At 60.3% G+C, this 21179-nt stretch carries 17 protein-coding genes; 9 read left to right on the forward strand and 8 right to left on the reverse strand.

Going from position 1 to position 21179, the window contains the following annotated elements:
• Nucleotides 1–299: 299 nt before the first annotated feature.
• Nucleotides 300–950 (forward strand): TetR/AcrR family transcriptional regulator, encoded by a 651-nt coding sequence (locus ACYQ6M_RS01205; protein ID WP_460071650.1) that lies wholly within the window; start codon nucleotides 300–302, stop codon nucleotides 948–950.
• On the opposite strand, the gene ACYQ6M_RS01210 is transcribed toward ACYQ6M_RS01205, so the two are convergent.
• Together ACYQ6M_RS01210 and ACYQ6M_RS01215 are read right to left on the reverse strand one after the other, a co-directional pair.
• The gene (locus ACYQ6M_RS01210) at nucleotides 934–2055 is read right to left on the reverse strand and encodes an ATP-dependent DNA helicase (RefSeq protein WP_023003383.1); all 1122 of its coding nucleotides are present in this window, start codon (nucleotides 2053–2055) and stop codon (nucleotides 934–936) included. The genes ACYQ6M_RS01205 and ACYQ6M_RS01210 overlap by 17 nt on opposite strands.
• A 408-nt stretch (nucleotides 2056–2463) precedes the next feature.
• Nucleotides 2464–3786, reverse strand: coding sequence for an NAD(P)/FAD-dependent oxidoreductase (locus tag ACYQ6M_RS01215; RefSeq protein WP_055661228.1), 1323 nt, complete (start codon nucleotides 3784–3786; stop codon nucleotides 2464–2466).
• A gap of 285 nt (nucleotides 3787–4071) precedes the next feature.
• On the opposite strand from ACYQ6M_RS01215, the gene ACYQ6M_RS01220 reads away from it, so the two are divergent.
• Both ACYQ6M_RS01220 and ACYQ6M_RS01225 read left to right on the forward strand, forming a co-directional pair.
• The gene (locus tag ACYQ6M_RS01220) at nucleotides 4072–5007 is read left to right on the forward strand and encodes a fatty acid desaturase (protein ID WP_460071652.1); all 936 of its coding nucleotides are present in this window, start codon (nucleotides 4072–4074) and stop codon (nucleotides 5005–5007) included.
• Entirely contained in the window at nucleotides 5004–5831 is an 828-nt protein-coding gene (locus ACYQ6M_RS01225; protein WP_460071654.1) for a phosphate/phosphite/phosphonate ABC transporter substrate-binding protein, read from the forward strand. The genes ACYQ6M_RS01220 and ACYQ6M_RS01225 overlap by 4 nt, the downstream gene beginning before the upstream one ends.
• Nucleotides 5832–5909: 78 nt before the next feature.
• Here ACYQ6M_RS01225 and ACYQ6M_RS01230 read toward each other — a convergent pair whose 3' ends face one another.
• Nucleotides 5910–6038 (reverse strand): hypothetical protein, encoded by a 129-nt coding sequence (locus ACYQ6M_RS01230; RefSeq protein ID WP_267480514.1) that lies wholly within the window; start codon nucleotides 6036–6038, stop codon nucleotides 5910–5912.
• Nucleotides 6039–6206: 168 nt separating this feature from the next.
• Here ACYQ6M_RS01230 and ACYQ6M_RS01235 point away from each other — a divergent pair, with 168 nt between their 5' ends.
• Together ACYQ6M_RS01235 and ACYQ6M_RS01240 are read left to right on the forward strand one after the other, a co-directional pair.
• Nucleotides 6207–7109, forward strand: coding sequence for a LysR substrate-binding domain-containing protein (locus ACYQ6M_RS01235; protein WP_031270486.1), 903 nt, complete (start codon nucleotides 6207–6209; stop codon nucleotides 7107–7109).
• A 122-nt stretch (nucleotides 7110–7231) separates the two neighbouring features.
• Nucleotides 7232–7540: a hypothetical protein gene (locus ACYQ6M_RS01240; RefSeq protein ID WP_460071657.1), complete on the forward strand. Its 309-nt coding sequence runs from the start codon at nucleotides 7232–7234 to the stop codon at nucleotides 7538–7540.
• A gap of 640 nt (nucleotides 7541–8180) precedes the next feature.
• Here the strand turns inward: ACYQ6M_RS01240 and ACYQ6M_RS01245 are convergent.
• Both ACYQ6M_RS01245 and ACYQ6M_RS01250 read right to left on the reverse strand, forming a co-directional pair.
• The gene (locus tag ACYQ6M_RS01245; RefSeq protein ID WP_460071659.1) at nucleotides 8181–10616 is read right to left on the reverse strand and encodes a GcvT family protein; all 2436 of its coding nucleotides are present in this window, start codon (nucleotides 10614–10616) and stop codon (nucleotides 8181–8183) included.
• A 66-nt stretch (nucleotides 10617–10682) separates the two neighbouring features.
• The gene (locus ACYQ6M_RS01250) at nucleotides 10683–12260 is read right to left on the reverse strand and encodes a trimethylamine methyltransferase family protein (RefSeq protein WP_152505549.1); all 1578 of its coding nucleotides are present in this window, start codon (nucleotides 12258–12260) and stop codon (nucleotides 10683–10685) included.
• Nucleotides 12261–12513: 253 nt separating this feature from the next.
• Between ACYQ6M_RS01250 and ACYQ6M_RS01255 the strand changes: the two genes are divergently transcribed.
• Nucleotides 12514–13431: a phosphotransferase gene (locus tag ACYQ6M_RS01255; protein WP_460071661.1), complete on the forward strand. Its 918-nt coding sequence runs from the start codon at nucleotides 12514–12516 to the stop codon at nucleotides 13429–13431.
• Between the two features lie 55 nt (nucleotides 13432–13486).
• Nucleotides 13487–14533 (forward strand): ABC transporter ATP-binding protein, encoded by a 1047-nt coding sequence (locus ACYQ6M_RS01260; RefSeq protein ID WP_460071663.1) that lies wholly within the window; start codon nucleotides 13487–13489, stop codon nucleotides 14531–14533.
• Between the two features lie 70 nt (nucleotides 14534–14603).
• On the opposite strand, the gene ACYQ6M_RS01265 is transcribed toward ACYQ6M_RS01260, so the two are convergent.
• The 3 genes from ACYQ6M_RS01265 to ACYQ6M_RS01275 form a co-directional block, all read right to left on the reverse strand.
• Nucleotides 14604–16304 (reverse strand): ABC transporter permease, encoded by a 1701-nt coding sequence (locus tag ACYQ6M_RS01265; protein WP_460071665.1) that lies wholly within the window; start codon nucleotides 16302–16304, stop codon nucleotides 14604–14606.
• A gap of 252 nt (nucleotides 16305–16556) precedes the next feature.
• Nucleotides 16557–17537: an ABC transporter substrate-binding protein gene (locus ACYQ6M_RS01270; protein ID WP_460071667.1), complete on the reverse strand. Its 981-nt coding sequence runs from the start codon at nucleotides 17535–17537 to the stop codon at nucleotides 16557–16559.
• 189 nt (nucleotides 17538–17726) lie between these two features.
• Nucleotides 17727–18647 carry an MBL fold metallo-hydrolase gene (locus ACYQ6M_RS01275; RefSeq protein WP_460071669.1) on the reverse strand — a complete coding sequence of 307 codons (921 nt, stop codon included), beginning with the start codon at nucleotides 18645–18647 and terminating at the stop codon, nucleotides 17727–17729.
• Between the two features lie 103 nt (nucleotides 18648–18750).
• Here ACYQ6M_RS01275 and ACYQ6M_RS01280 point away from each other — a divergent pair, with 103 nt between their 5' ends.
• Entirely contained in the window at nucleotides 18751–19590 is an 840-nt protein-coding gene (locus ACYQ6M_RS01280) for a LysR family transcriptional regulator (RefSeq protein WP_460071671.1), read from the forward strand.
• A 102-nt stretch (nucleotides 19591–19692) separates the two neighbouring features.
• Complete coding sequence (gene gndA, locus ACYQ6M_RS01285) at nucleotides 19693–21117, forward strand: NADP-dependent phosphogluconate dehydrogenase (protein ID WP_208992384.1); 1425 nt, start codon at nucleotides 19693–19695, stop codon at nucleotides 21115–21117.
• The last annotated feature ends 62 nt before the right edge of the window (nucleotides 21118–21179 follow it).

Genomic DNA, 21179 nt, shown 5'->3' on the forward strand with positions numbered 1-21179 from the left:
ATTGCCGGATCGGGCGCGCCGGATTGAAACGAGCTGAGCCCAATGGCGAACCAATTTCACCGCAGGCAGTGCAGTGAAATTGTTTTGGTATGCACTTTTAGGTTGAATGGTGGGTAGTTCCTGTACGAATTGCAATAAATTGCGTATTCTGCGTTGAAAACGAGCAGCTATTCTTTCAACAGGATGTCGTGGTCGGTTGGTGGTGCGCATGGTGGGCAAGGGCGCACATCCTGCCGAGGTTCAAGGTTCCCGAGCTTTAATAACCGGATCACACGGTTTGTTATGAGGAGTGCAGACCGATGGCGCGCGGACGGCCAAGAAAAATCGATACCAAAGACGCTCTTCATTCCGTGATGATCGCCTTTTGGCAGAACGGCTATACCGGCACATCCATGAGCGATCTTGCCGAGGCGTCAGGCATGGCCAAACCGGGCCTTTATGCCGCGTTCGGCGACAAGGAAGCACTGTTCGAAAAGGCGCTTCTGCATTATTTTGAAACCTATGGCGGGCCGGTTTTTGACCGGTTGAAACGGGCTGAAAAACACGTTGTCCAGGACTTCCGGGATTTTCTCGGTGCCGTCGCGGACCTGACGCTGGACAAGGAAACGCCGGCTGGATGTTTTCTCGTCAATGCCCTTGTCGACTGCACATATGGCGCTCAGCGGCATCAGGAAGTTGTGCTGAACCTGAGGGCTGCACGGTTCAAGGCCATCAGGGATCGCCTTTTAAAGGCGGTTGCCGTGGGGGAGATGTCTGAAGATACCGACGTGGACCGGACGGCAACCTTCATCGACGGACAGTTTTCGGCAATTGCCCTGCTTGGGCGCAGTGGCAGCAGCGAGAACGACCTCAGAACCTTTATCGAGACCGGTCTTCAGGCACTTCCTGCCAGCAATGATCTGCAGGAGATTTCCGAAGCCGCGTTCAACTCGCCTATCTTACGACAGTGATCTGCTCGGCGGCGCGGGTGACTGCGGTATAAAGCCAGCGGCTCTTGTGCTCGCGGAATGCCCAGCTTTCATCGAACAGGACAACGTTGTCCCACTGCGAGCCCTGGGCCTTGTGGACGGTCAGCGCATAGCCGTAGTCGAATTCGTCCGCCTTGCGCCGGATGGCATAGGGAATGCTTTCCGCGCCATCCTCGAACATGGCCGGCAACACCTTCACCTTGACGGCGTTTCTCGAGAGCTCGTCCTCGGACACGACATCAAAGCGCAACGTGTTTCCACGTGGGGGCCGCAGGCGCTTGACCGTCCAAAGACCGCCGTTCAAAAGCCCCTTGGTCTTGTCGTTCCTGAGGCACACCAGCTTGTCGCCGACCGCTGGCATCGGAGTGGAGAAATCCTTCAACTCGCGAATGCGGGCGTTGTAGAGCCTGCGCGTCTTGTTGGTGCCGACCAGCACCTGATCGGCGGCAAGGATCTGGTCCTTGTCGATGTCGCGCCGGTGGATCACCCGGCTTTCGCCGAATGTGCCGTAGTCGAGCTGGCCACCGTCGCGAATGGTCATCGACATGCGCACGATCGGATTGTCCTGCGCTTGCCGGTGAACCTCGGTCAGCATCACGTCGGGTTCTGCTTCGGTGAAAAAGCCACCGCCCTTGACCGGAGGCAGCTGTGCCGGGTCACCCAGCACCAGAACGGGCGTGCCGAAGGACAGAAGGTCCTTGCCCAGGTCTTCGTCCACCATGGAGCATTCGTCGATGACGATCAGGCTCGCAGTCGAAGCCTGGCTGTCCCGCTTGATGGCAAACTGCGGGCCGCTGTCGTCATCATCGTCGTCAAGGTCGTCTTCTTCCTTGGCCGAACGGGGGCGGTAGATCAGCGAATGGATCGTGCCCGCATCCTCGCAGCCTTTCTGGCGCAGCACATGCGCAGCCTTACCGGTGAAAGCGCCAAAACAGACGTCGCCGTCGATGCCTTCCGCAAGATGGCGGGCAAGCGTTGTCTTGCCCGTGCCCGCAAAGCCGAACAGGCGGAACACCTGCCTGTCGCCGCGCTTTAGCCAGGCAGCGGCTTCTTTCAGGGCTTCATCTTGTTGCGGGGACCAGGCCACGGAATGCTCCTTCAGGATCAGAACCGGTTGCTTACCCCGAAACGGGCGATTCGACCACGGCGGAATTGGGGGGGCTTGAGGCCGTTATGTTCAGGCGCGCGCACCGGGCGTTCGTCCAGCGAAGCCAGACAGGAGCCGTTTCCAATCCAGACGCCAGCCTCAGACCTTGCCGTTGTTCCAACCCCAGCCGCAGCCGTAGACCCAGACTCAGCCCCAACCCAGCCCTGGCCCCAACCTCCCCCTCATCCTGAGGAGGGCCGAAGGCCTGTCTCGAAGGATGGGCAGCACACGCAGGAGCAAGTGGCCCATCCTTCGAGACGCGCACTTTCGTGCGCTCCTCAGGATGAGGGGGAGGGTTTGGGATCGATCCTACGATTTCGGCTCAGAAGAACAGAAGCTTGAGTGAAATTACCCCAGAACCGAAAACGAACTTTCCTTCGTCAGCTCGCGCTTGCGGGAGAACGTCGCCGTGTTGAGCGTGTGGGGGACATGCTCCAGCTTGAATTGCAATGGCGTGGCGTCATGATCGTTGCCAGCTTCGCAGTAACCGATCAGATCTGTCATCAGGCGCCCGGCAACGGTTGCGTTCTTGAACTGGTTGCCGCTGGTTCCGATGGCCAGGTAGTAGCCATCGACATTGGTGCGGTCGTAAATCGGGAGCCAGTCGTCCGTCGCATCATAGAGCGCCGCAACCCCCACAGGGTGCTGGGATACGCCCAGCTCGGGTACTCGTTGAGAGTAGCGGTAGGCATAGGTGAGACCGCGGTCGGTCAGGTCCATAGCGAAATCGTCGGGATCTTCCACGAGATGCGGGTCGCAGGCAGGGTTCTGGCTGCCGATCATCAACTGGCCGCCGCCACCCGGCTTGACGTAGACGGAGATGTCGTTGTCGGAAACGACCAGACCTTCGCGGGAATAATTCAGACTTTGTGGCGGGGCGATCTGAACCACTTCCTGGCGCAGCGGGCGGTGGCCGATCTTCAATCCGGTCTCACCTTCCAGGAGCGCGTTCACCTTGCCGGAATGCGGGCCAGCGACATTGATGACGATAGGTGCCGGGATATGTTCGCCGTTTTCAGTGAGAACACCGGTGACACGGTTGTTCTCTACCGGAATCTTGACGATCCTGGTCTTGAAGCGGAACTGCGCCCCAAGCCTGGCTGCCGCATCCTTCAGGTTGCGGGCGGCGATTTGCGGATCGTCGACGTAGCCACCTGCCGGGAAGAAGACGCCGCCCTGAAGCGCGCCACCGGTCGGCATGCCGAAGTCGTCGTCATCCATGGTTTTCGCCGGGGCGAAACAGTCCAGGTTGTAGCCTGGGAGTTCCTGTGTGATGCGGTCGGCCGACCAGTGTTCATAAGGAATGCCGAGGGCGTCGGCATGTTCCAGAACATGCTTCTGGTAGTTGTCGGATGCGGTCTTCATCACCAGGGTGCCGGTCTCGATGAAATGCGCCAGTTCCCCGGCGTCTTCCGTTTCCAGATAGGCCTGCCAGTTCTTCCAGTCGTGATAGCCTTCAAGGGCCATCGCCGTGCCGTCGCGCGTGGAATAATAGGTGCGGATCACCGCCGCGGAACTGGAGGTAGAGCCATAGCCGGCTGCCGGCAGGGCGTCGACATTCAGTGTCTTGTAGCCATTGCGTGTCATGGACAATGCGATGGCGCAACCGATGATGCCGGCGCCGATGATAATCACGTCATGACGGTTCGGCGTTTCGTTTGATGTTGGCATGGCTGTCCTTCCTTCCGGCGTTTCGCCCAGAACAGAGGACAGCCCCTTTTTTGTCTAGCGGCAAAACCGCCACTTGATGTTCCGATCCAGTCATATCGTTTGTCGGAAAGGCTGCAGATGCAGCTAAAAATCATCATCTGTTTACAAATAAAACCATCATGCTGATTTTGCTAAATATCGTGGAATTTGTTCTCAAGTCTCAAATTGTCCTGAAGATGGCCTGCGCGCATAGTCAAACCAGTTCATGTCGGTTTACGCCGATTTTTCAAACATTTGGAGACTTCCTTGCCGCGCGCGAAATTCTGCGAGTGGCCGACATTGGCCCTGATTCTGGTCACCTCGTCGGCTTGGTTTTTGTTGATAGGGTTCTATTCCGAGCTTGGACCTTTCGTGGTCTGCCCCCTGGCAGCGATCCTGGTGACACTGCAATCCTCACTGCAACACGAGGTACTTCATGGTCACCCCACGCGCAGTCCCGCACTCAACGAAGCCCTGGTCTACTGCTCGTTCGGCCTGTGCGTGCCGTATCGCCGCTTCAAGTCTCTTCACCTGCGCCATCATAACAACGACCGGCTGACGGATCCCTATGACGATCCGGAAAGCTACTATCTGGCCTGGTCAGACTGGCAGAGCCTTCCTCGTCCGATACAAATGATCCTGACGATCAACAACACGCTATTGGGTCGGCTGCTGATCGGGCCGATGGTATCGATGGTCGGTTTCGTGGGAGCCGAAATCCGGATGATGCTTGCGGGGGACAAGGTCGTCATGCGCGCCTGGGCACATCATGTTGCCGGTGTGGTGCCGCTTGTCCTGTTTGTCACTCTGGTCAGCGGCATGCCGTTCTGGCTGTATGTTCTCGGCGTCGCCTATCCGGGCATGAGCCTGTTGATGCTGCGCACCTATGCGGAACACCGTGCGCATGAACATGCGGAAGCGCGGTCGATCATCGTCGAGTTCTGCCCGGTGTTCTCGCTTCTGTTTCTGAACAATAATCTCCATGTCGTTCATCACGCCAATCCGCGGGCGCCCTGGTATCATCTTCCGAAGATCTACCGCGCTGCCCGCTCGGAATGGCAGGAGCGGAACGGCGGCTATGTCTTTGCGAGCTATTTCCAGTTGGCCAGGCACTATTTTTTCAAGGTGAAGGAGCCCGTTGTGCACCCGATCAAATACAATGAGACCAGCGGATTTCCTGCCGCGGAAAAGGCGGTGTCTTGACCGGTGGATCTTTTCTAGCTGTCCGGCTGCCGATGTACGACTGGCCGGAGGTACGTCATGCCACGCGGGATCTTGAAAGCGCGCTCCAGGGCGCGCTTTGCCGCGTTCTGGGACTGAGTGAAGGCGATATCCGGCCATGGCAGGATGGGCAAGATCTGGTGGAGGCCTGGACGGACCCGGATCTCCTCTTGTCGCAAACCTGCGGATACCCCCTGACCCATGCACTTGCGGACAAGGTCCGGCTCGTGGGGGCGCCTCACTACGAGGCCGAAGGGTGCGATGGCCCAAGATATTGCAGTCAGCTGATCGTCAATCGTGACAGCTCCCACCAAAACCTGGAGGGCCTGCGCGGTCACCGGGCGGTTTTCAACGGATCGGACAGCCAGTCAGGCATGAATACTTTCCGTCATGCGGTGGCGCAGCTTGATACTGAGGGCGCTTTCTTTTCAGACGTCATTGTGAGCGGGAGCCACCTGGCGTCGTTGAAGGCCGTTGCGGAGGGCAAGGCCGACATCGCATCCATTGATTCAGTCTGCTGGGCACTGGTCTGCCGGGAAATACCGGAGCTGGCGGCGCAAGTTCGGCCGCTTGGCCGCACAGCATCTGCGCCCGGGTTGCCGCTGATCACTTCCCGCCGTTTCAGCGATGCGGAACACGCACTTATTAGCGATGCCGTTGCCGAGGTGCTTTCAGCGCCTGAAACGCAACAAAGCCGTGAACGCCTTGGCATTCACGGCTTTTCGAAACTGTCTTCCGACGATTACGCGGTCATCTTGAAGATGGAAGCCGAGGCGGCAGAGCGCGGGTATCCCGTGCTGGCCTGACGCTGGTTTCGCACCCTCTGGAAAATTGTCAGATTGCCGGCTTCACGCCGGCAATCGGCAGTCCTCCAGGTCGTCAGATCAGCGTTTCTTGGACTTCTGAGCTTCGCGCTGACGCAGGGCCTGGTTCATACGAGCCAGCTCTGCCGTGGTGTGTCCGCTGACGACACCCATGAGGTTGGTGCCGAGGGCTTGTGCAAGATAGGTCATGGCGTTGCCAATCCTGAGCGTATTCGATTGTTACAAGAAAGTGCGGTCCACTGCTTAAACGCGAGGCCGCTTGCCTGCTATATGGGCAGAACTTGCAGTTCAATCAATCGAATAGTATTCATCTATTCGTTCAAAAAAATTGAACTGAACTTCCGGGAAATCTGGACCATGCAAAAGTTGCCCGGCACCGGCATGCCGCTGATCGATCTGGATCTTTACAGGACCTTTTTGGTAATCGCGGAAACCTCAAGCTTTTCAAAAGCTTCCGAGCTTGTTGGACGAACGCCGTCAGCAGTTTCAATGCAGATCAAAAAACTTGAATCGATCCTCGGGGTTTCGGTATTCGCCCGGGAAGGGCGCACTGTACGTATGACTACGGAAGGCGAAGCTTTGCTTGGATATGCGCGGCGTATCCTGATGCTGAACGAGGAAGCTGTTTCGCTGTTCCTGTCTCCTGAAGTGGAAGGCGAAGTCCGCTTCGGAGCGCCGTCCGATTTCGGCACCAGGTTCCTGCCCAACATTCTTTCACGCTTTGCACGCTCTCATCCTGGTGTGAACGTGGACGTGCATCTCGATGGCAGTCCGATGCTGGACGAGAAAGTGAAGAAGGGGGAGCTGGACCTTGCGCTCTTTACCGCCCGTCCAGGTACCGCACTGGCGCGGGGAGGCACAATCGTCTTCACCGAGCCGCTGGTCTGGGTAGGACTGGAAGGTGGTATCGCCTATGAGCGCGATCCGTTGCCGCTTGCCGTTTCCACGCCCGGGTGCCCCTGGCGCAGAGCTGCGCGGGTTGCGCTGGACGATGCCCAGAAGCCTTACCGCGTTTCCTACACAAGCTTTCACAGTGCCGGCCAGGAAGCTGCGCTGCTGGCGGACCTTGCCGTGGCTCCCTTTCCGGCGAGTGTTGTCGAGGCGCCCCTGATGGCCCTGGACGAGCGGCATGGCCTGCCGGAGATCGGCGACTATCACATTCTCATGGCCGAGCGGGCCCATGCGGGCAAAGCCACTCATGCGTTCGCCAAGCATGTTGCCGAAAGCTTCAAGGACCTCAGCCACGGCGTCTCGGCCTGAAGTCAGTCTGTCGCGTTAACCATAATTTCCGTTTCACGGGACAAACCCGCAGGACCTCTGGCGCAAAAGTTAACGAGCGGTTACGATTCATGGTAAATGAAGCGTTAGCAGCGAGACGTGTCATGAATTCCATCTGCAAAACCCTGCTGGCCGCAGCCGGCTTGAGCATCGCCCTTGGAGCCGCAGCGCAGGCCGAAAGCGGCACGACGCGCATTGTCCACGACGAACCTTATGGTGCCATCGTGACCAAGGAAGCCGGTGTGCTGGTGTTCCGCGGCCTGCCACCGACCCGCAAGGTAATCGTCAATCCGGACGGCAAGACACCGCTGGAACTGAAGCAGACCGAAGTGACCGAGACCAACGTGATGGTCTTTGCCGATCAAAGCGATTACGTGCGCGCCCTCGGGCCGAAGATCATCCGGTTGAAGTAAAGGCCGAGAACCGGTCTGCAGGCGTGTTCTGATAAGCCGACTGGTTTCTGCCATCGGTTTGCTTAGGTCGCATTATTATCTGCCAGTCCCCACCAAACTCCTCATCCGGAGGAGGGCTGAAAGCCCGTCTCTAAGGATGGGTCACTTGTGTTGGCGTTTGCCGCCCATCCTTCGAGACGGCGCTTCGCACCTCCTCAGGATGAGGGGGGAGACGTTCGGGATGAGGGGAGCGGGAGGCGGAGTTCAGCAAAGGCGAAGAATCGGGGTGTTCCGGATGGAGTGACTGCGCAGGTCTCTGAATCGATCTGTCGCTCTGCGTTCTTCGGAACTCGGCAGGTATCCTCAGTGCTGGGACGCTCTTGTCCGCTCAACAGTCCTCGTCTTCCCTGCCTTTTCGTGCCGACCCCACCTCCGGTAAATCCCAATCGTTCCCTACACCAACCCCTCATCCTGAGGAGGGCCGGAGGCCCGTCTCGAAGGATGGGCCGCTTGTTCCCGAGTATGCTGCCCATCCTTCGAGACGGCGCTTTGCGCCTCCTCAGGATGAGGTTGAGGGGAGGGGAGCCCGGGAGGATAGGGGGAGGTGGAGTTCAGGAGGGGGAGGCGGTCGTCGGGGTGTTGGTCCGACGACCGGATGCATTTACATGCGCATGCGTTCGGCTTTCGGGTCGAACAGCGGTTCGCTGATGATGGTGGCCTTGCGGCGCTCGCCGAGGATTTCGATCTCGAAGGCGCCTTCCTGCGTGTTCGCTGCCAGTTCCGAGGGAACATACCCTTGTGCGAGGGATTTCCGCAGGTAGTGGGCGTAGCCGCCGGAAGTCACCCAGCCGATCACCTTGCCATCGTGCCACACGGGCTCATCGCCCATGACGTCGGCGTCCGACGCGTCGACCACGAAGCTGACACGCAGGCGCTTCGGGCCTTCATCGAATTCTTTCTGAGCCGCCTCCTTGCCGATGAAGGTGTCCTTGGACAGCTTCACGAACCGGCCGAGATCGGCTTCGAATGCGCCGTAGATCGGGCGGAATTCGCGGAACCAGGTGCCGAAGTTCTTTTCCAGTCGCAGGCAGAGCAGGGCGCGCATGCCGAAGTTGACGATGTTGAACTCGGCTCCGGCCTTCATCAGCGCATCATAGACCTGACGCTGGTACTCCGGCGCCATCCAGATCTCGTAGCCAAGGTCGCCCGTGTAGGTGATGCGGTTGACCTTGCAGGGGGCGTTGGCAACGTCCATTTCGCGGAAGTCCATGAACCGGAAGGCCTCGCCCGAGACATCGTCTCCGGTGATCTTCTCCAGAACCTTGCGCGAATTGGGACCGGCGATGGAGAGGCCAACCCATCCGAGGTTGATTGCGCGGATCGTCACCGAGCCGTCCTCTGGCAGGTGCTTCTCGAACCAGCGCATGTGATAGATCTCGGCCTGGGACGAGCCCCACATGTAGAACTTCTGGTCGCTGGCCCGGGCGATGGTGAAATCGCCGATCAGTTTGCCGTTCTCGTTCAGCATCGGCGTCAGGATGATGCGGCCGACCTTCGGCATTGTGTTGGTCATCAAAAGCGACAGGAAGCTTTCCGCGCCGGGCCCTGTGATCTCGTATTTGGCGAAGTTGGCCGTCTCCGTCACGCCCACGCTCTCGCGCACAGCCCGGCACTCGGCGCCGATGTGCTCAAAATCGTTGGACCGGTGATAGGAGACGATGTCCCTGGCTTCCACGCCTTCCGGAGCGAACCAGAGCGGTGTTTCCAGGCCCCAGCTGTCGCCCATGACGGCGCCTTGCGCCAGCATGCGGTCGTAAAGCGGGGTTGTCTGCTGCGGGCGGGCGGCCGGAAGTTCCTCGTTGGGGAAACGGATCCGGAACCGGCGGCGGTAATTTTCCTGAACCTTGGCATTGGTATAGGAGAGCGTTGCCCAGGTGCCGTAGCGGGCAACATCCATGCCCCAGATGTCGTAGCCGGGGTCGCCGTTGATCATCCAGTTGGCGAGCGTCAGGCCGACACCGCCGCCCTGGCTGAACCCGGCCATGACGCCGCAGGCCACCCAGTAGTTCCGAAGACCGCGAACCGGGCCGACCAGCGGGTTGCCGTCCGGCGCGAAGGTGAAAGGCCCATTGATGATCTGCTTGATGCCGGCATTCTGCAGGGCGGGGAAATGCTCGAAGCCGACTTCCAGCTCCGGCGCGATCCGGTCGAGATCCGGCGCCAGCAGTTCGTGGCCGAAATCCCAGGGGGTCTGGCGCGGGCTCCAGGGGCGGCAGTTCTGCTCGTAGGTGCCGAGCAGCACGCCCTTGCCTTCCTGGCGGGTATAGATCTCACCACCGAAATCCAGAACGCCGATCAGTTCCTTGCCAGTGGCCTCGTTGTGTGAGGTCACTTCCTCCATTTCATCGGTCAGGAGGTACATGTGCTCCATGGCGAGCACCGGCAGTTCGATGCCGACCATGCGTCCGCATTCGCGCGCCCAAAGGCCTCCGGCGTTGACCACGTGTTCGGCGTGGATCGTGCCCTTGTTGGTGATGACATCCCAGGTGCCGTCGGGCGTTTGAACCAGTTCTTCCACCTTGGTGTGGCGCAGGACGGTCGCGCCGTTGACGCGTGCCGCCTTGGCATAGGCATGGGTGGTGCCGGAGGGGTCGAGATGGCCTTCAATCGGGTCCCAGAGCGCGCCGATGAAGTGTTTCTCGTCCAGAAGCGGGAACATCTTCTTGGCTTCGGAGACCGAGATCAGCTCCAGGTCCATGCCGAGATAGCGTCCCTTGGCCTGGGCAAGACGCAGGAAATCCATCCGCTCGGGCGTATCGGCCAGCATGACGCCGCCGGTCAGGTGCAGGCTGCAGGACTGACCGGAAATTTCTTCCAGTTCCTTGTAGAGGTCGACGGTGTAACTTTGCAGCTGGGCTACGTTCGGATCGCCGTTCAGAGTGTGGAAGCCGCCTGCTGCGTGCCAGGAGGAGCCGGATGTCAGTTCGTCGCGCTCGATCAGCGTGACGTCTTTCCAACCGAGCTTGGTCAGGTGATACAGAACGCTGCAGCCGACAACGCCACCGCCAATGACAACAACCTGAGTGTGGGTATTCATGCAATCTGCTCCGGAAGCGCCTGCTCTTGCGCGGCAGGCCGTGTTCGAACGTTAAACGTGAAATGATCAGAAGTCGGTCGGGGCGCCGCCCTCGGCCTTTCGCCTCTCGACAAAGGCGGTGATTTCCTCGTCGATGGCCGGATCAAGCGGGGGCTGCTCATAGGCTTCCAGAGCCTTCTTGTAGAGCATGTTCGCCTTGTCGTAGGCGGTCGGGCTGCCTGCTTCCGACCAGCTTTCGTAATTGCGCCAGTCGGAAACGATGGGCGCGTAGAAAGCGTCCTTGTAACGGTCCTGGGTGTGCTGGGTGCCGAAGAAGTGGCCCGCCGGTCCGACCTCGCGGATCGCATCGACGGCAAGGGCTGCCTCTGACACATCAAGCGGCGTCAGGTATTCGGCGATCTTCTGGAGCAGATCGATGTCGGTGATGAATTTCTCGAAACCGGCACTCAGTCCGCCTTCCAGCCATCCGGCGGCATGCTTGATGATATGGGCCCCGCCGTTGATCGCGCCCCATTCCGACAAGGTGGTTTCCAGCGCTGCCTGATAGTCGACCGTGTTGGCGGCGCAAACGCCTGACGACCTGTAGGGAAGATGATAGCGCCGGGCGAGCTGGCCGCCGACGATTGCTGCCTTCATGTATTCCGGCGTGCCGAAGGCTGGCGCGCCGGATTTCATGTCGACGTTGGACGTGAAGCCGCCATAGACCACCGGCACACCCGGGCGGACAAGCTGGGCGAAGGCGATCCCGGCAAGGGCTTCCGCGTTCTGCAGGGTCAGCGCGCCGGCAACGGTGACCGGAGCCATGGCACCGGCAAGAGTGAAAGGCGTGACAATGGAAACCTGTCCGGCCTTGGCCATTTCGATCAGGCCTTGCAGCATTGGCGTGTCGAGCCTCAGCGGTGAGGACGTGTTGATGACCGTTGCCACGCACGGCGTTTCGACGAATTCTTCCGGGGTAAGGCCGTAGCCGATCCGGGTCAGTTCCAGACCGTCGAGGTTGCGCTCCTTGCCGAGCGAATAGATGTGATAGACCTTGTCGGTGAGCCGGAGCATGTCTGCAACGCAGTCGAGATGGCGCACGGAAGCGTGGATATCGACCGGTTCGACCGGGTAGCCCATGACGCAGTGAATGATGTTGAAGAACTGCGACAGTTTCAGGAAGTTGCGATAGTCCTCCTGGTTGCCCGGGCGGCGGCCGTGGTCGCGGTCGACGGCATTGGGCGCGCTGGCCACACAGGAAAAGGCAAGGGCATTGCCGCCCACCTGCAGATCATGCGCCCGGTTGCGCGCACGGATCGTGAATTCGGCCGGGGCCTTGGCGACAAGCTCTTCCACCATTGCCCGGTCCATGCGTACACGGTCTTCACCCGGCTTGATGTCGGCCCCGGCATCCTTCAGGATCTGCTTTGCTTCCTCGTGCAGGAAGTCGATGCCGATCTCTTCCAGAACGCGCATGGATGCGTCGTGGATCGCTTCAAGTTCGTCAGCGGAAACGGCTTCCAACGGCTTGAAGATATGCCGCGGCTGCTTGAAGGGTTTTTGCGGAAAGAGATCCGGACCGGTCTTCTCGCCGCCCCTGCGCCGCCGTCCGCGCCGCGCGGGAGCCGTCTCGGCAAGTGAGGCCGTTTCGATGTCATGCGTCATGTCGTCCGCCGCTATTCCTGAAAGCCGGACCTGATGCCCTGGAAAGGCTTGGGCGCGGCCCGGTCTGCGCCATTTCATCAGACGTTACTTGAGAGGGCACTTTCAGCGGACAGTCTCAGAACGACGGCCAGTGCTTCAACTCCGACATCCGGCACCGTGTCCTCGATCCAGCCGTGATCTCGCCCATCGGGGGGCTTGACGGAAAGGGACTTCAAAGCGATCAGAACAAGGAGACTTTTCGTGGGGACCCCTGGTGCGCGTGTTGCTGTCGGATTCGGAACTGCTGGCTTTTCTGAAAACGCTCCTGCCGGTGAAGGACTGGTCAGTTGCGCGGCTACGGCCGTTGCCGGTCGCCTATACCGCCCGGTTTTGGCGGCTGGACACGCCGGGCAGAAGCTTTGTCGTTAAGGAATTCTTCCCCGAAAACGAAGACAACCCTTTGTATCCGACCTTGCCGAGGCAGGAGGCGGACGCCCTTGCCGTTCTGGCCCGCCATGGCCTGTCGCCGGAGCTTGAAGCTTTCACCTACAGTCCGGCGAAAACACCGCTGTTGATCTATGGCTATCCGACCCCGGTCGACAACGAGATCGATGTCGGAGAAGCCGCCGAGCTGATCGGTCGGTTTGCCGCCTTGACCGAACCTGTACCGGGACACCAGACCGTTCCGGCCGGATATCACGAGGTGTTGGCGCGGGGCGATGCCATGCTGGCGCTCATTCCGCATAGCCGCAAGGCGGCGAACCTGAAGCGGTCGCGTCCGGCCGATGGCGCCGTCAAAAGACGCGAGATCAAGCGTTCGCTCGTTCATCGCAGTTTCTGTCTCGGCACGATCCAGGCAACCGGCGATGGTGCCCGGCTGATCGATTGGCAATTCGCCGGGCTTGGTGACCCGGTCGAGGATATCGCCTGTTTCGTCTCGCCCGGTCTTGCAACGCTCTATGGCCTTCATCCGCTTGTCGCCCATGCGGAGGAAATGTTCCTGACGCGCTACCCTGACCAGGAGACGGTCGAGCATTTTCTGAAGGAGCGCGGCGCCTATCACTGGTGCCTTGCAGCCTATTGCCTGTTCCGCCACGAAACACTGATGCATTCCAACGCCCCGGCGGCCAGGGCCTATGGCCGCGCGCTGGAAGAGGAAGTCGACCTGCTGCTGCGTTTGCGGGGCCGATGAGGGGCGTTTGCAGCAGTTGTAATCAATCTGTCATGGGAGAAGGCTAACGGGAGGCATGTCCATCCAGCTTGCTTCCGTTTCCAAGTCCTTCGATGCCCATAAGGCGCTGAACAGCGTGTCCCTTTCGATTGAGGACGGCACGTTTTTCGTGGTGCTCGGCCCGTCCGGTTGCGGCAAGTCGACCTTGCTGCGCGCCATTGCCGGGCTGGAGCCGGTCGATGCGGGAGAGATCAAACTCAGTGGGCAGGCCGTTGCCGGCAAGGGCCTGCACCTGCCGCCCGAGCAGCGCCAGGTGGGAGTGGTGTTTCAGTCCTATGCGCTGTGGCCGCACATGAATGTTGCCGCCAATGTCGCCTTTCCGCTGGAGACGGCGGGTGAAACGCGGAGCGCGGTGACGGCCCGTGTGGCGGAGTGCCTGGAAACGGTGGCCCTGACACCGTTCCGGCAGCGCAAGCCGGCCGAACTTTCCGGCGGTCAGCGCCAACGGGTGGCTCTGGCGCGGTGCCTGGCGCAGGGCGCGCGCACCGTCCTGATGGACGAGCCTCTCGCCAATCTCGATCCGCATCTGCGCAGCACGATGGAAGAAGAGCTGGCGGCATTCCACAGGGCGAGCGGCGCGACGACGCTTTTCATTACCCACGACCAGCGCGAAGCGATGGCCCTTGCCGACAAGGTGGCGGTGATGTGGGATGGCAGCATCCTGCAGGCGGACGATCCCGACACGCTTTACCGCCGTCCGAATTCGAAGAAGGTTGCCGGTTTCATCGGCCGCAGCACCCTCGTTCCGGTGGATGTGCTGCGAGTTGAAAACGGCGAGGCGCAAGTGCGGTTCGGCAATGTCATCGCGGTCGTCGATTGTCCTGACCAAACAGTTTCGGGCCCAGCAACGTTGTTGCTCAGGCCGGAACATCTGGTGCTCGCAACGGGCATTTCCGGCTTCGAGGCAACGGTCGAACGTACGATCTACCGGGGTGGCTATTGGGAAGTCTTCGTCTGTCTCGAAGGCCTTTCGCAACCGCTTCTCATGGTGCTTCACCGAAAGGCGGAACCTGGCGAACTCCTGCAGCTCGATATCCTGCGCGGATGGGTGTTGCCGGAGTGAGTTTTTTCCTTGTTGTCATCCTGCGTAAAGCGCAGTGCAGACCCGGGATGACAAGAGCTTCGACTATCCCTCAATCCTTCCAGGGGATCGTCCCGGCTGGAACCCTGCGGGCCAGTGCATTCATTGTCAGCATGATCAAAATCGTTGCGGCGACGACCACAACCGACATGGCGGCGGCAAGCGTAGTGTAGCCGCCGTCTTCGTAGTTGAAGATTGTCGTGCCGATGGTCTCGTTGCCGGTCGACCAGAGCAGGGCGGAGACCGTGACCTCGTTGTAAGCGGTCAGGAACACCAGAATTGCACCGGAGGCAGCCGCGGGAGCTGCGAGCGGGGTGAAGATCCTTGTCATGCGCCGGTAGAACCCGGCGCCAGCCACCCGAGCCGCATCTTCCAATGAACCATCCATTTGCAGGAAGGCGGCGGCAACTGGTTTCAGGCCCACCGCCAGGAAAACGGAGACATAGGCAATCAGGATTATCCAGAGGGTGCCGTAGAGCGAGATGTTCAAAAGCGGCAGGGGGCGGATGAACGCCAGGATGAAGGCGATCGACATCACCAGGCCGGGCACGGCAAAGGCGATTTCCGACTGTGTGAGCGCAAGGTTCGCCCAGGTTCTGTGAGCCGACTTCCGATGGGCGAGGAAATAGGCCAGGAACAGGCTGATGACAGCAATGACAAGTGCGGCAACCCCGGCAACGAGAGTTGAGTTGGCGAAGGCCCTGAGCGTGACGGACTGGCGCCAGAGCACCTCGGTGAAGTTTTCGAGTGTCAGGGTTTCTGCAGACAGCGGCAGGCCGTAAGTGCGAACCAGCGAGGTCGCCAGCAACGAGCTTGCCGGCAGCAGCAGCACGAAGGCGACGAACAGCCAGAGAGTGGCTTCCACAAAGGGACGCTTGCGGCCAAGAGAGATCGCCAGAGGGTCTTGCGGCAGACCGATGAGGCTGGTGCGCAGGCGCCGCTGCAGCACACCTTGCAGCAGGATCGCCGCAAGGGCGACAACGGCCAGGATAACCGAAATTACCGCCACGTTTGGCAGGACATCCGGACCGAAGCTTGCCAGCCTTCGCCAGACCAGAACGGGCAAGGTGGTGTAGCGTGCCGGAATGCCGATCAGGGCATTGATGCCGAAATTGCCAAGTGCGGCAACGAAGGCGAGCGCAAAACCGGCCAGCAGGGATGGCGCGAGCAACGGCAAGGTGATCCTGCGCAACATCAAGAAGCTTCCGGAGCCGGAAACGCGGGCCGCGTCTGAGAGTTCGCGCGGAAACGATCTCAACGCGGCACGGACCAGCAGGAACACCAGCGGGCTGTGCTGCAGGGTCAGCAGCAGGACGAGGCCTTCACGGGAGTAGAGAGGGTGGGTGGAGCCGAGTTCCGGAGCCAGCCCAAGCCAGCGCAACACCGGACTGCCCGGGCCGAGCGCCTGTATCCAGGCAATAGCCGTTACATGCGGCGGGATCATCATCGGCAGCAGGATCAGGAAGACCAGCAGGCCCTTGGCGCGAATATCGGTGAGGCCGATCAGGAGTGCGAGCAGGGTGCCGAGTGCGGTTGCTGCCAGTGCCGACAAGAAACTGCTCTCAACGGAATGCCACAGCGCGCTTCGGACCGACCGGCTCTGCACGGCTTCCATCAACGGGCCCAGGTCGAGACCGCCATCATTCGTCAGCCCGGTCTTGAACAAGAGCAGCAGCGGCAGGCCGCAGATCAGCGTTGCACCGAGAACAAGCGCGAGGAGGGAGGTCTTTTCGGAAAGCTTCGATAGCTGCACAGGGATTTGCCGTTGCTTCTCGCAGTCATTCCGGACAAGTGAGGCGTAGCCGAGCGATGATCCGGAATCCAGACATGTTTCGCGCCGGAGGCGCGGCCAAATTCCAAACGGAACAGAATTCGCTTTGCTCATGCTGATGTCTGGATTCCGGATCAGCATGAGCAACGCTGCATTTGTCCGGATTGACGGGGGAACGGAAAAAAGCAGCGAGGCTTCCGCCACGCTGCCCGTTGTCGAAAGGAGGCGTTGGCCTTACCCGCCGAAGATCTCGGAGAATTTCATCTTGTCAGCCTGGTCCTGTTCCAGGGCCTTGGCCGGATCGAAATCCATGAGCTTGATCTGGTCGCGAGCGGGGAAGCCCTCCGGAGCCGGGACGCCCGGGTGCGCCGGCAGATAGCCCTGGGATGCGGCAAGCTTCTGACCGTCTTCGGAAATCAGGAAGTCGACAAATGCCTTGGCGGCATCCGGGTTCTGGGCAGTGGAGAGGATCGCAACCGGCTCGGTGACGGCGGAGACGCCTTCTTCCGGGAAGACGAACTCAACCGGTGCGCCTTTTACCTTTTCGCGGATCGGCAGGAAGTCGACGACGAAGCCGTAGAGTTTCTCGCCACCGGCAATCGCCTTGTAGACGCCGCCATTGCCGCCCTGCGGGTTGGCGCCCTGGTCTGCGAGGCCTTCGTAATAGGCCCAGCCAAGCTCCTGGTTGGAGGTCAGCGCAGTCATGTGGATGGTCGCGGCGCCGGAGGTCAGCGGCGACGGCATTGCCAGCTTGTCCTTTGCTTCCGGCTTCAGGAGATCCTTGTAGGACGTCGGCTTCATCGGCGCGTTGGTGTTGTACATGATGCCGGTGGTGATCAGCTTGGTGGAGAAGTAGCTCTTGTCCTTGTCCATGATCGCCGGATCGTAGGCGGAAACGTCGGCCGCCTCATGCGCCATCAGACGACCTTCCTGCTTCAGGCTCTCCATGGTCACCATGTCGGCGATCAGCAGTACGTCCGGCTTCGGCGCACCGGCTTCGAATTCGGCCAGCAGCTTCGCAATGATCTTGGTGGTGCCGTCACGGACCCACTCGACCTCAACGCCCGGATGCGCCGCGGTGAAGGCATCGACGGTTGCCTGGGCGTCGGCGTTCGGCTGGGAGGTGTAGAGCACGAGCTTGCCGGTAACATCTTCGGCGTAAGCGGAGGCGGATGCCGCGGCCAGGAGGCCGGCTGCGATCAGAAGCTTTTTCATGTGACAGATCCTTTGCACAGAGCAGCAAAAGGGTTGCGGATGAAAATCGCCTATCAGCTCTACATGACAGTTTTATTCAGGCAGCGAGTCTTTTTACGGGTAATTTAGCCGGCTAAGTTTATTTTGTGAGAGGCGTTTGCGGCAGCCGGCATCTCCTTTGGAGACGCCGGTGCCCCGTTGTTTTCGTAGTCAGACGTAACTTACGCAGGTGCCTTCCGAAACAAGATCCAGGCCTTGCGTCTTGCCGGCAAGCGCAGTCGGCAGGCTGGTGACGGGTTCAAGATAGAGCGCGTAAGTGGAGTGATGGATCGGCAGCACCTTGCCAGGCCGGAGCCTATCCACGAAATCGGCGGCATGATTAGCGCCCATGCTGATCTGCCCGAGAGGTCCTGAAGTGCCGACGCCGCCAAGATGTGGAATGAACACGTCCGGCGATCCGAAGCCCTTGAGCGCGTCGAGGACATTTGGCGTCGGGAAGGTATCACCGGTCCAATAGATCGACTTTGCCCAGTCGCCCTGGCGGATCTCCAGCCAGTAGCCGTTACCTGGGCCAAGCAGCGAGGCAATCTCCGGGTTTTCCGAGTGTTCGGCAGGTAGTGCGGTCAGCGAGAGCGTGACGTCGCCCTTGGTGATCACGTGAGGTTCCATCCAGTCTGCTACCTGAACCTGCGTGAACCCCTTTGCGGTCAATCGCTCCCGGTCATGAGAGGGAACGAGGAACGGCATGTCCGGGGCAATTGCGCTTTCCGCCGTCTGGTCGAAATGATCTTCATGCAGGTGGGACAGCAGGACTTGATCCACCCTGGAAAGATCGACACCGCGAAACGGGGTCAGCCGTTTGTGTGTCACCACATCGGGTCCCGTGGCGAGATCGAACATCTGGTTGGGATCACCCATGCGGAAAGCTTCCTCACCTTCGCCGAAAGCCGGATCGGTCAGGAGGATGAGGTCCCCGCATTCGATCAGCATCGTTGCACCGCCGAGCCAGGTGATGTCGAGCCGGGGAGATCCTGTTGCGGTTCTTGCGGGAGCGGACGAAACACCGGTCAAGATTGCCGGAGCAGCCAGTGACATGGTGCCGGCTGACTTCAGAAAACTGCGCCGTTTCATGGGAATACCTCTTGGGACCGTTGATGGTGCGTTGTAGGTAGACCGCAGATATTGTTCGGTGTAGCTGTATAAAAATGAACAGTCTGGCTGAAAATATCGCGCAATGACAACACTGGCACATCTGGAAACCTTTGTTGAAGTGGCCAGTCTTGGCAGTTTCGCTGCTGCCGCCCGGCAGCTCGACTTGCCGAGGTCCACAGTTACAGCTCGTATCAAGGCACTGGAGGAAGAGCTTGGCGTCGCCCTGTTCCAGCGCACGACCAGGCAGGTGCGCCTGACGGTGGAGGGCGAGGCCTACCGGGAAAAAGTGCAGCCGGCCTTGCGGGATCTGGAGGAGGCCGGAGAACAGCTGAAATCGGCGCAGGTACCGCAGGGGATGGTGCGTGTGTCCGTCCCGGTCGACCTGCCGCTGGATGTTCTGGCAGAGGCGATGGCCAGCTTCAATTTGCGATATCCGGAAGTCCGGATCGAAGTGCATGTCAGCGATCGCCCCGTTGATCTGACCGGCGAGCGGTTCGACTTCGCCCTCCGCGGCAACCGGGTTGCATCGGAAAGTGTCATCGTCCGCAAGATCGCCTCCAGTTTCCTTGTTCTTGTTGCCCGGCCGGAGCTCATGGAAGAGGCGTCGTTCGGCGAGCTGTTGAAGTCAGGACGGGTGATCGATCCCGCCGAAGTGCTGGAGGAAGCGGGGCAAGGAGGAGGCGCCCCTGTTTACAGGACGCGGAACCTGCAGCTTGCGCTGGCCCTGGTGCTGAATGGCGGTGTGGCGGGTATCTTGCCGAAATCGATGTGTGCCGAATTCCTGGCGGATGGACGCTTGGCCGAGGCTGCGTGTCCGGTCGATCTGCCGGAGCTGCCGCTCTTTGCGGTCCTGCCGTCACGACGGTTCATCCCCAAGCGCGTTCGCCTGCTGGTGGATCATCTGTCAAGTGCTTTCGGCTGATCGGATTTTACACGGTCTTGCCCCAACCAGACATTGCCGTTGGGCAGCTTGTCGGCTATCACCGCCCCACCAGACATTAATCGATTTATGAAAGGCATGTTCATGAGCTCAAACGGCGCGGCCGCGGAAATCGGCCTGATCGGTCTCGGTACCATGGGTGGCAACCTTGCGCTCAATATTGCCGAACATGGCTTTCAGATCGCGGTGTTCAACCGGACCACGGAGAAGACCGACCAATTCATGGCGAAGGCCGGGGAACTCGCGCCGAAACTGGTTCCGACCAAGACGCTGGAAGACTTCGTTGCATCCATCAAGACCCCGCGCGCGGTGATCCTGATGGTTCCGGCCGGTGAAGCGGTCGATGCACAGATCGAGGCTCTGCGGCCGCTGCTCGATGCAGGCGATCTCATCATCGATGCGGGCAATGCCAATTACCACGACACGAACCGCCGCGCGGCGGAAGCCGCCGAAAAAGGCCCTCGCTTCATGGGGATCGGTGTTTCCGGTGGCGAGGAAGGCGCGCGCTTCGGTCCGTCCATCATGGGCGGCGGTGCGAAGGACGCCTGGGATCAGGTCGGCCATATTCTGGAAGCGATTTCCGCCAAACACGAAGAAACGCCCTGCGCGGCCTTTCTGGGTGAAGCGGGCGCGGGTCATCTGGTCAAGACAGTCCACAACGGCATCGAGTATGCCGACATGCAGATGATTGCCGAAGTCTACGGCGTCATGCGCGACGGTTTCGGCATGTCGGCTTCAGAGATCGGGGATGTCTTCGAGAAGTGGAATGGCGGCATCCTGCAGTCCTACCTGATCGAGATTTCCGGCAAGGTTGCCAAGACGGCGGATCCGGACACCGGCAGACCGATGCTCGACATCATCCTGGACAAGGCCGGCCAGAAAGGCACCGGTCGCTGGACGGCCATCGAGGCACTGATGCTGGGCACCCCGGCAAGCGCTATCGAGGCGGCCGTTGCCGTGCGCAACATGTCCGCGCGGTATGAGGAGCGCAAGGAAGGCGAAGCCGAATTTGGCGCGGCTCCGAGCGGCATGGACCGCGAGGCCGTGACGATCGATGCGCTGGAAGCAGCTCTCGTTGCCGGCAAGATCATCTGTTATGCGCAAGGCTTCGGTCTGATCCTGGAAGCGGCCAAACAATATGGCTGGGCAATGCCTCTGCCGGAAATCGCCAAGATCTGGCGTAACGGCTGCATCATTCGCTCGTCCATGCTGAACGACATGTCGTCCGCACTATCCGACGATGCTGAACGCAACCTGATGCTGGCGCCGTTCTTCTCGGCAAAGCTGAAGGAAACCGAAGCGATGCTTCGCCAGGTCGTTGCCCAGTCCGCGCTGCATGGTTTGCCGGTACCGGCCCTTTCGGCGGCGCTGTCCTATTTCGACATCATGCGCACAGGCCGTTCCACCGCAAACATGCTTCAGGGCCAGCGCGATTTCTTCGGCGCGCATGGCTTTGAACGCACCGACAAGGACGGCGGCGGCTACCACGGCCCCTGGGCGATGGGCTGAGGCCAAAAAATCAGACGCTCAGGCTTTCGCCTGGGCGTCATTGCGGCTCGGCGTGCGCCCTG

The organism is Roseibium sp. ROS1 (genome assembly GCF_054658215.1).

Bases quoted from the DNA above. Each gene is read 5' to 3' on its own strand.
- ACYQ6M_RS01230 (WP_267480514.1), bottom strand. From the start codon at position 6,038: ATGACCTATCTTGCACAAGCCCTCGGCACCAACCTCATGGGTGTCGTC.
- ACYQ6M_RS01275 (WP_460071669.1), bottom strand. From the start codon at position 18,647: ATGAAACGGCGCAGTTTTCTGAAGTCAGCCGGCACCATGTCACTGGCT.
- ACYQ6M_RS01280 (WP_460071671.1), top strand. From the start codon at position 18,751: ATGACAACACTGGCACATCTGGAAACCTTTGTTGAAGTGGCCAGTCTT.
- ACYQ6M_RS01240 (WP_460071657.1), top strand. From the start codon at position 7,232: ATGAATTCCATCTGCAAAACCCTGCTGGCCGCAGCCGGCTTGAGCATC.
- ACYQ6M_RS01235 (WP_031270486.1), top strand. From the start codon at position 6,207: ATGCAAAAGTTGCCCGGCACCGGCATGCCGCTGATCGATCTGGATCTT.
- ACYQ6M_RS01215 (WP_055661228.1), bottom strand. From the start codon at position 3,786: ATGCCAACATCAAACGAAACGCCGAACCGTCATGACGTGATTATCATC.
- ACYQ6M_RS01270 (WP_460071667.1), bottom strand. From the start codon at position 17,537: ATGAAAAAGCTTCTGATCGCAGCCGGCCTCCTGGCCGCGGCATCCGCC.
- gndA (WP_208992384.1), top strand. From the start codon at position 19,693: ATGAGCTCAAACGGCGCGGCCGCGGAAATCGGCCTGATCGGTCTCGGT.
- ACYQ6M_RS01250 (WP_152505549.1), bottom strand. From the start codon at position 12,260: ATGACGCATGACATCGAAACGGCCTCACTTGCCGAGACGGCTCCCGCG.
- ACYQ6M_RS01205 (WP_460071650.1), top strand. From the start codon at position 300: ATGGCGCGCGGACGGCCAAGAAAAATCGATACCAAAGACGCTCTTCAT.
- ACYQ6M_RS01260 (WP_460071663.1), top strand. From the start codon at position 13,487: ATGTCCATCCAGCTTGCTTCCGTTTCCAAGTCCTTCGATGCCCATAAG.
- ACYQ6M_RS01245 (WP_460071659.1), bottom strand. From the start codon at position 10,616: ATGAATACCCACACTCAGGTTGTTGTCATTGGCGGTGGCGTTGTCGGC.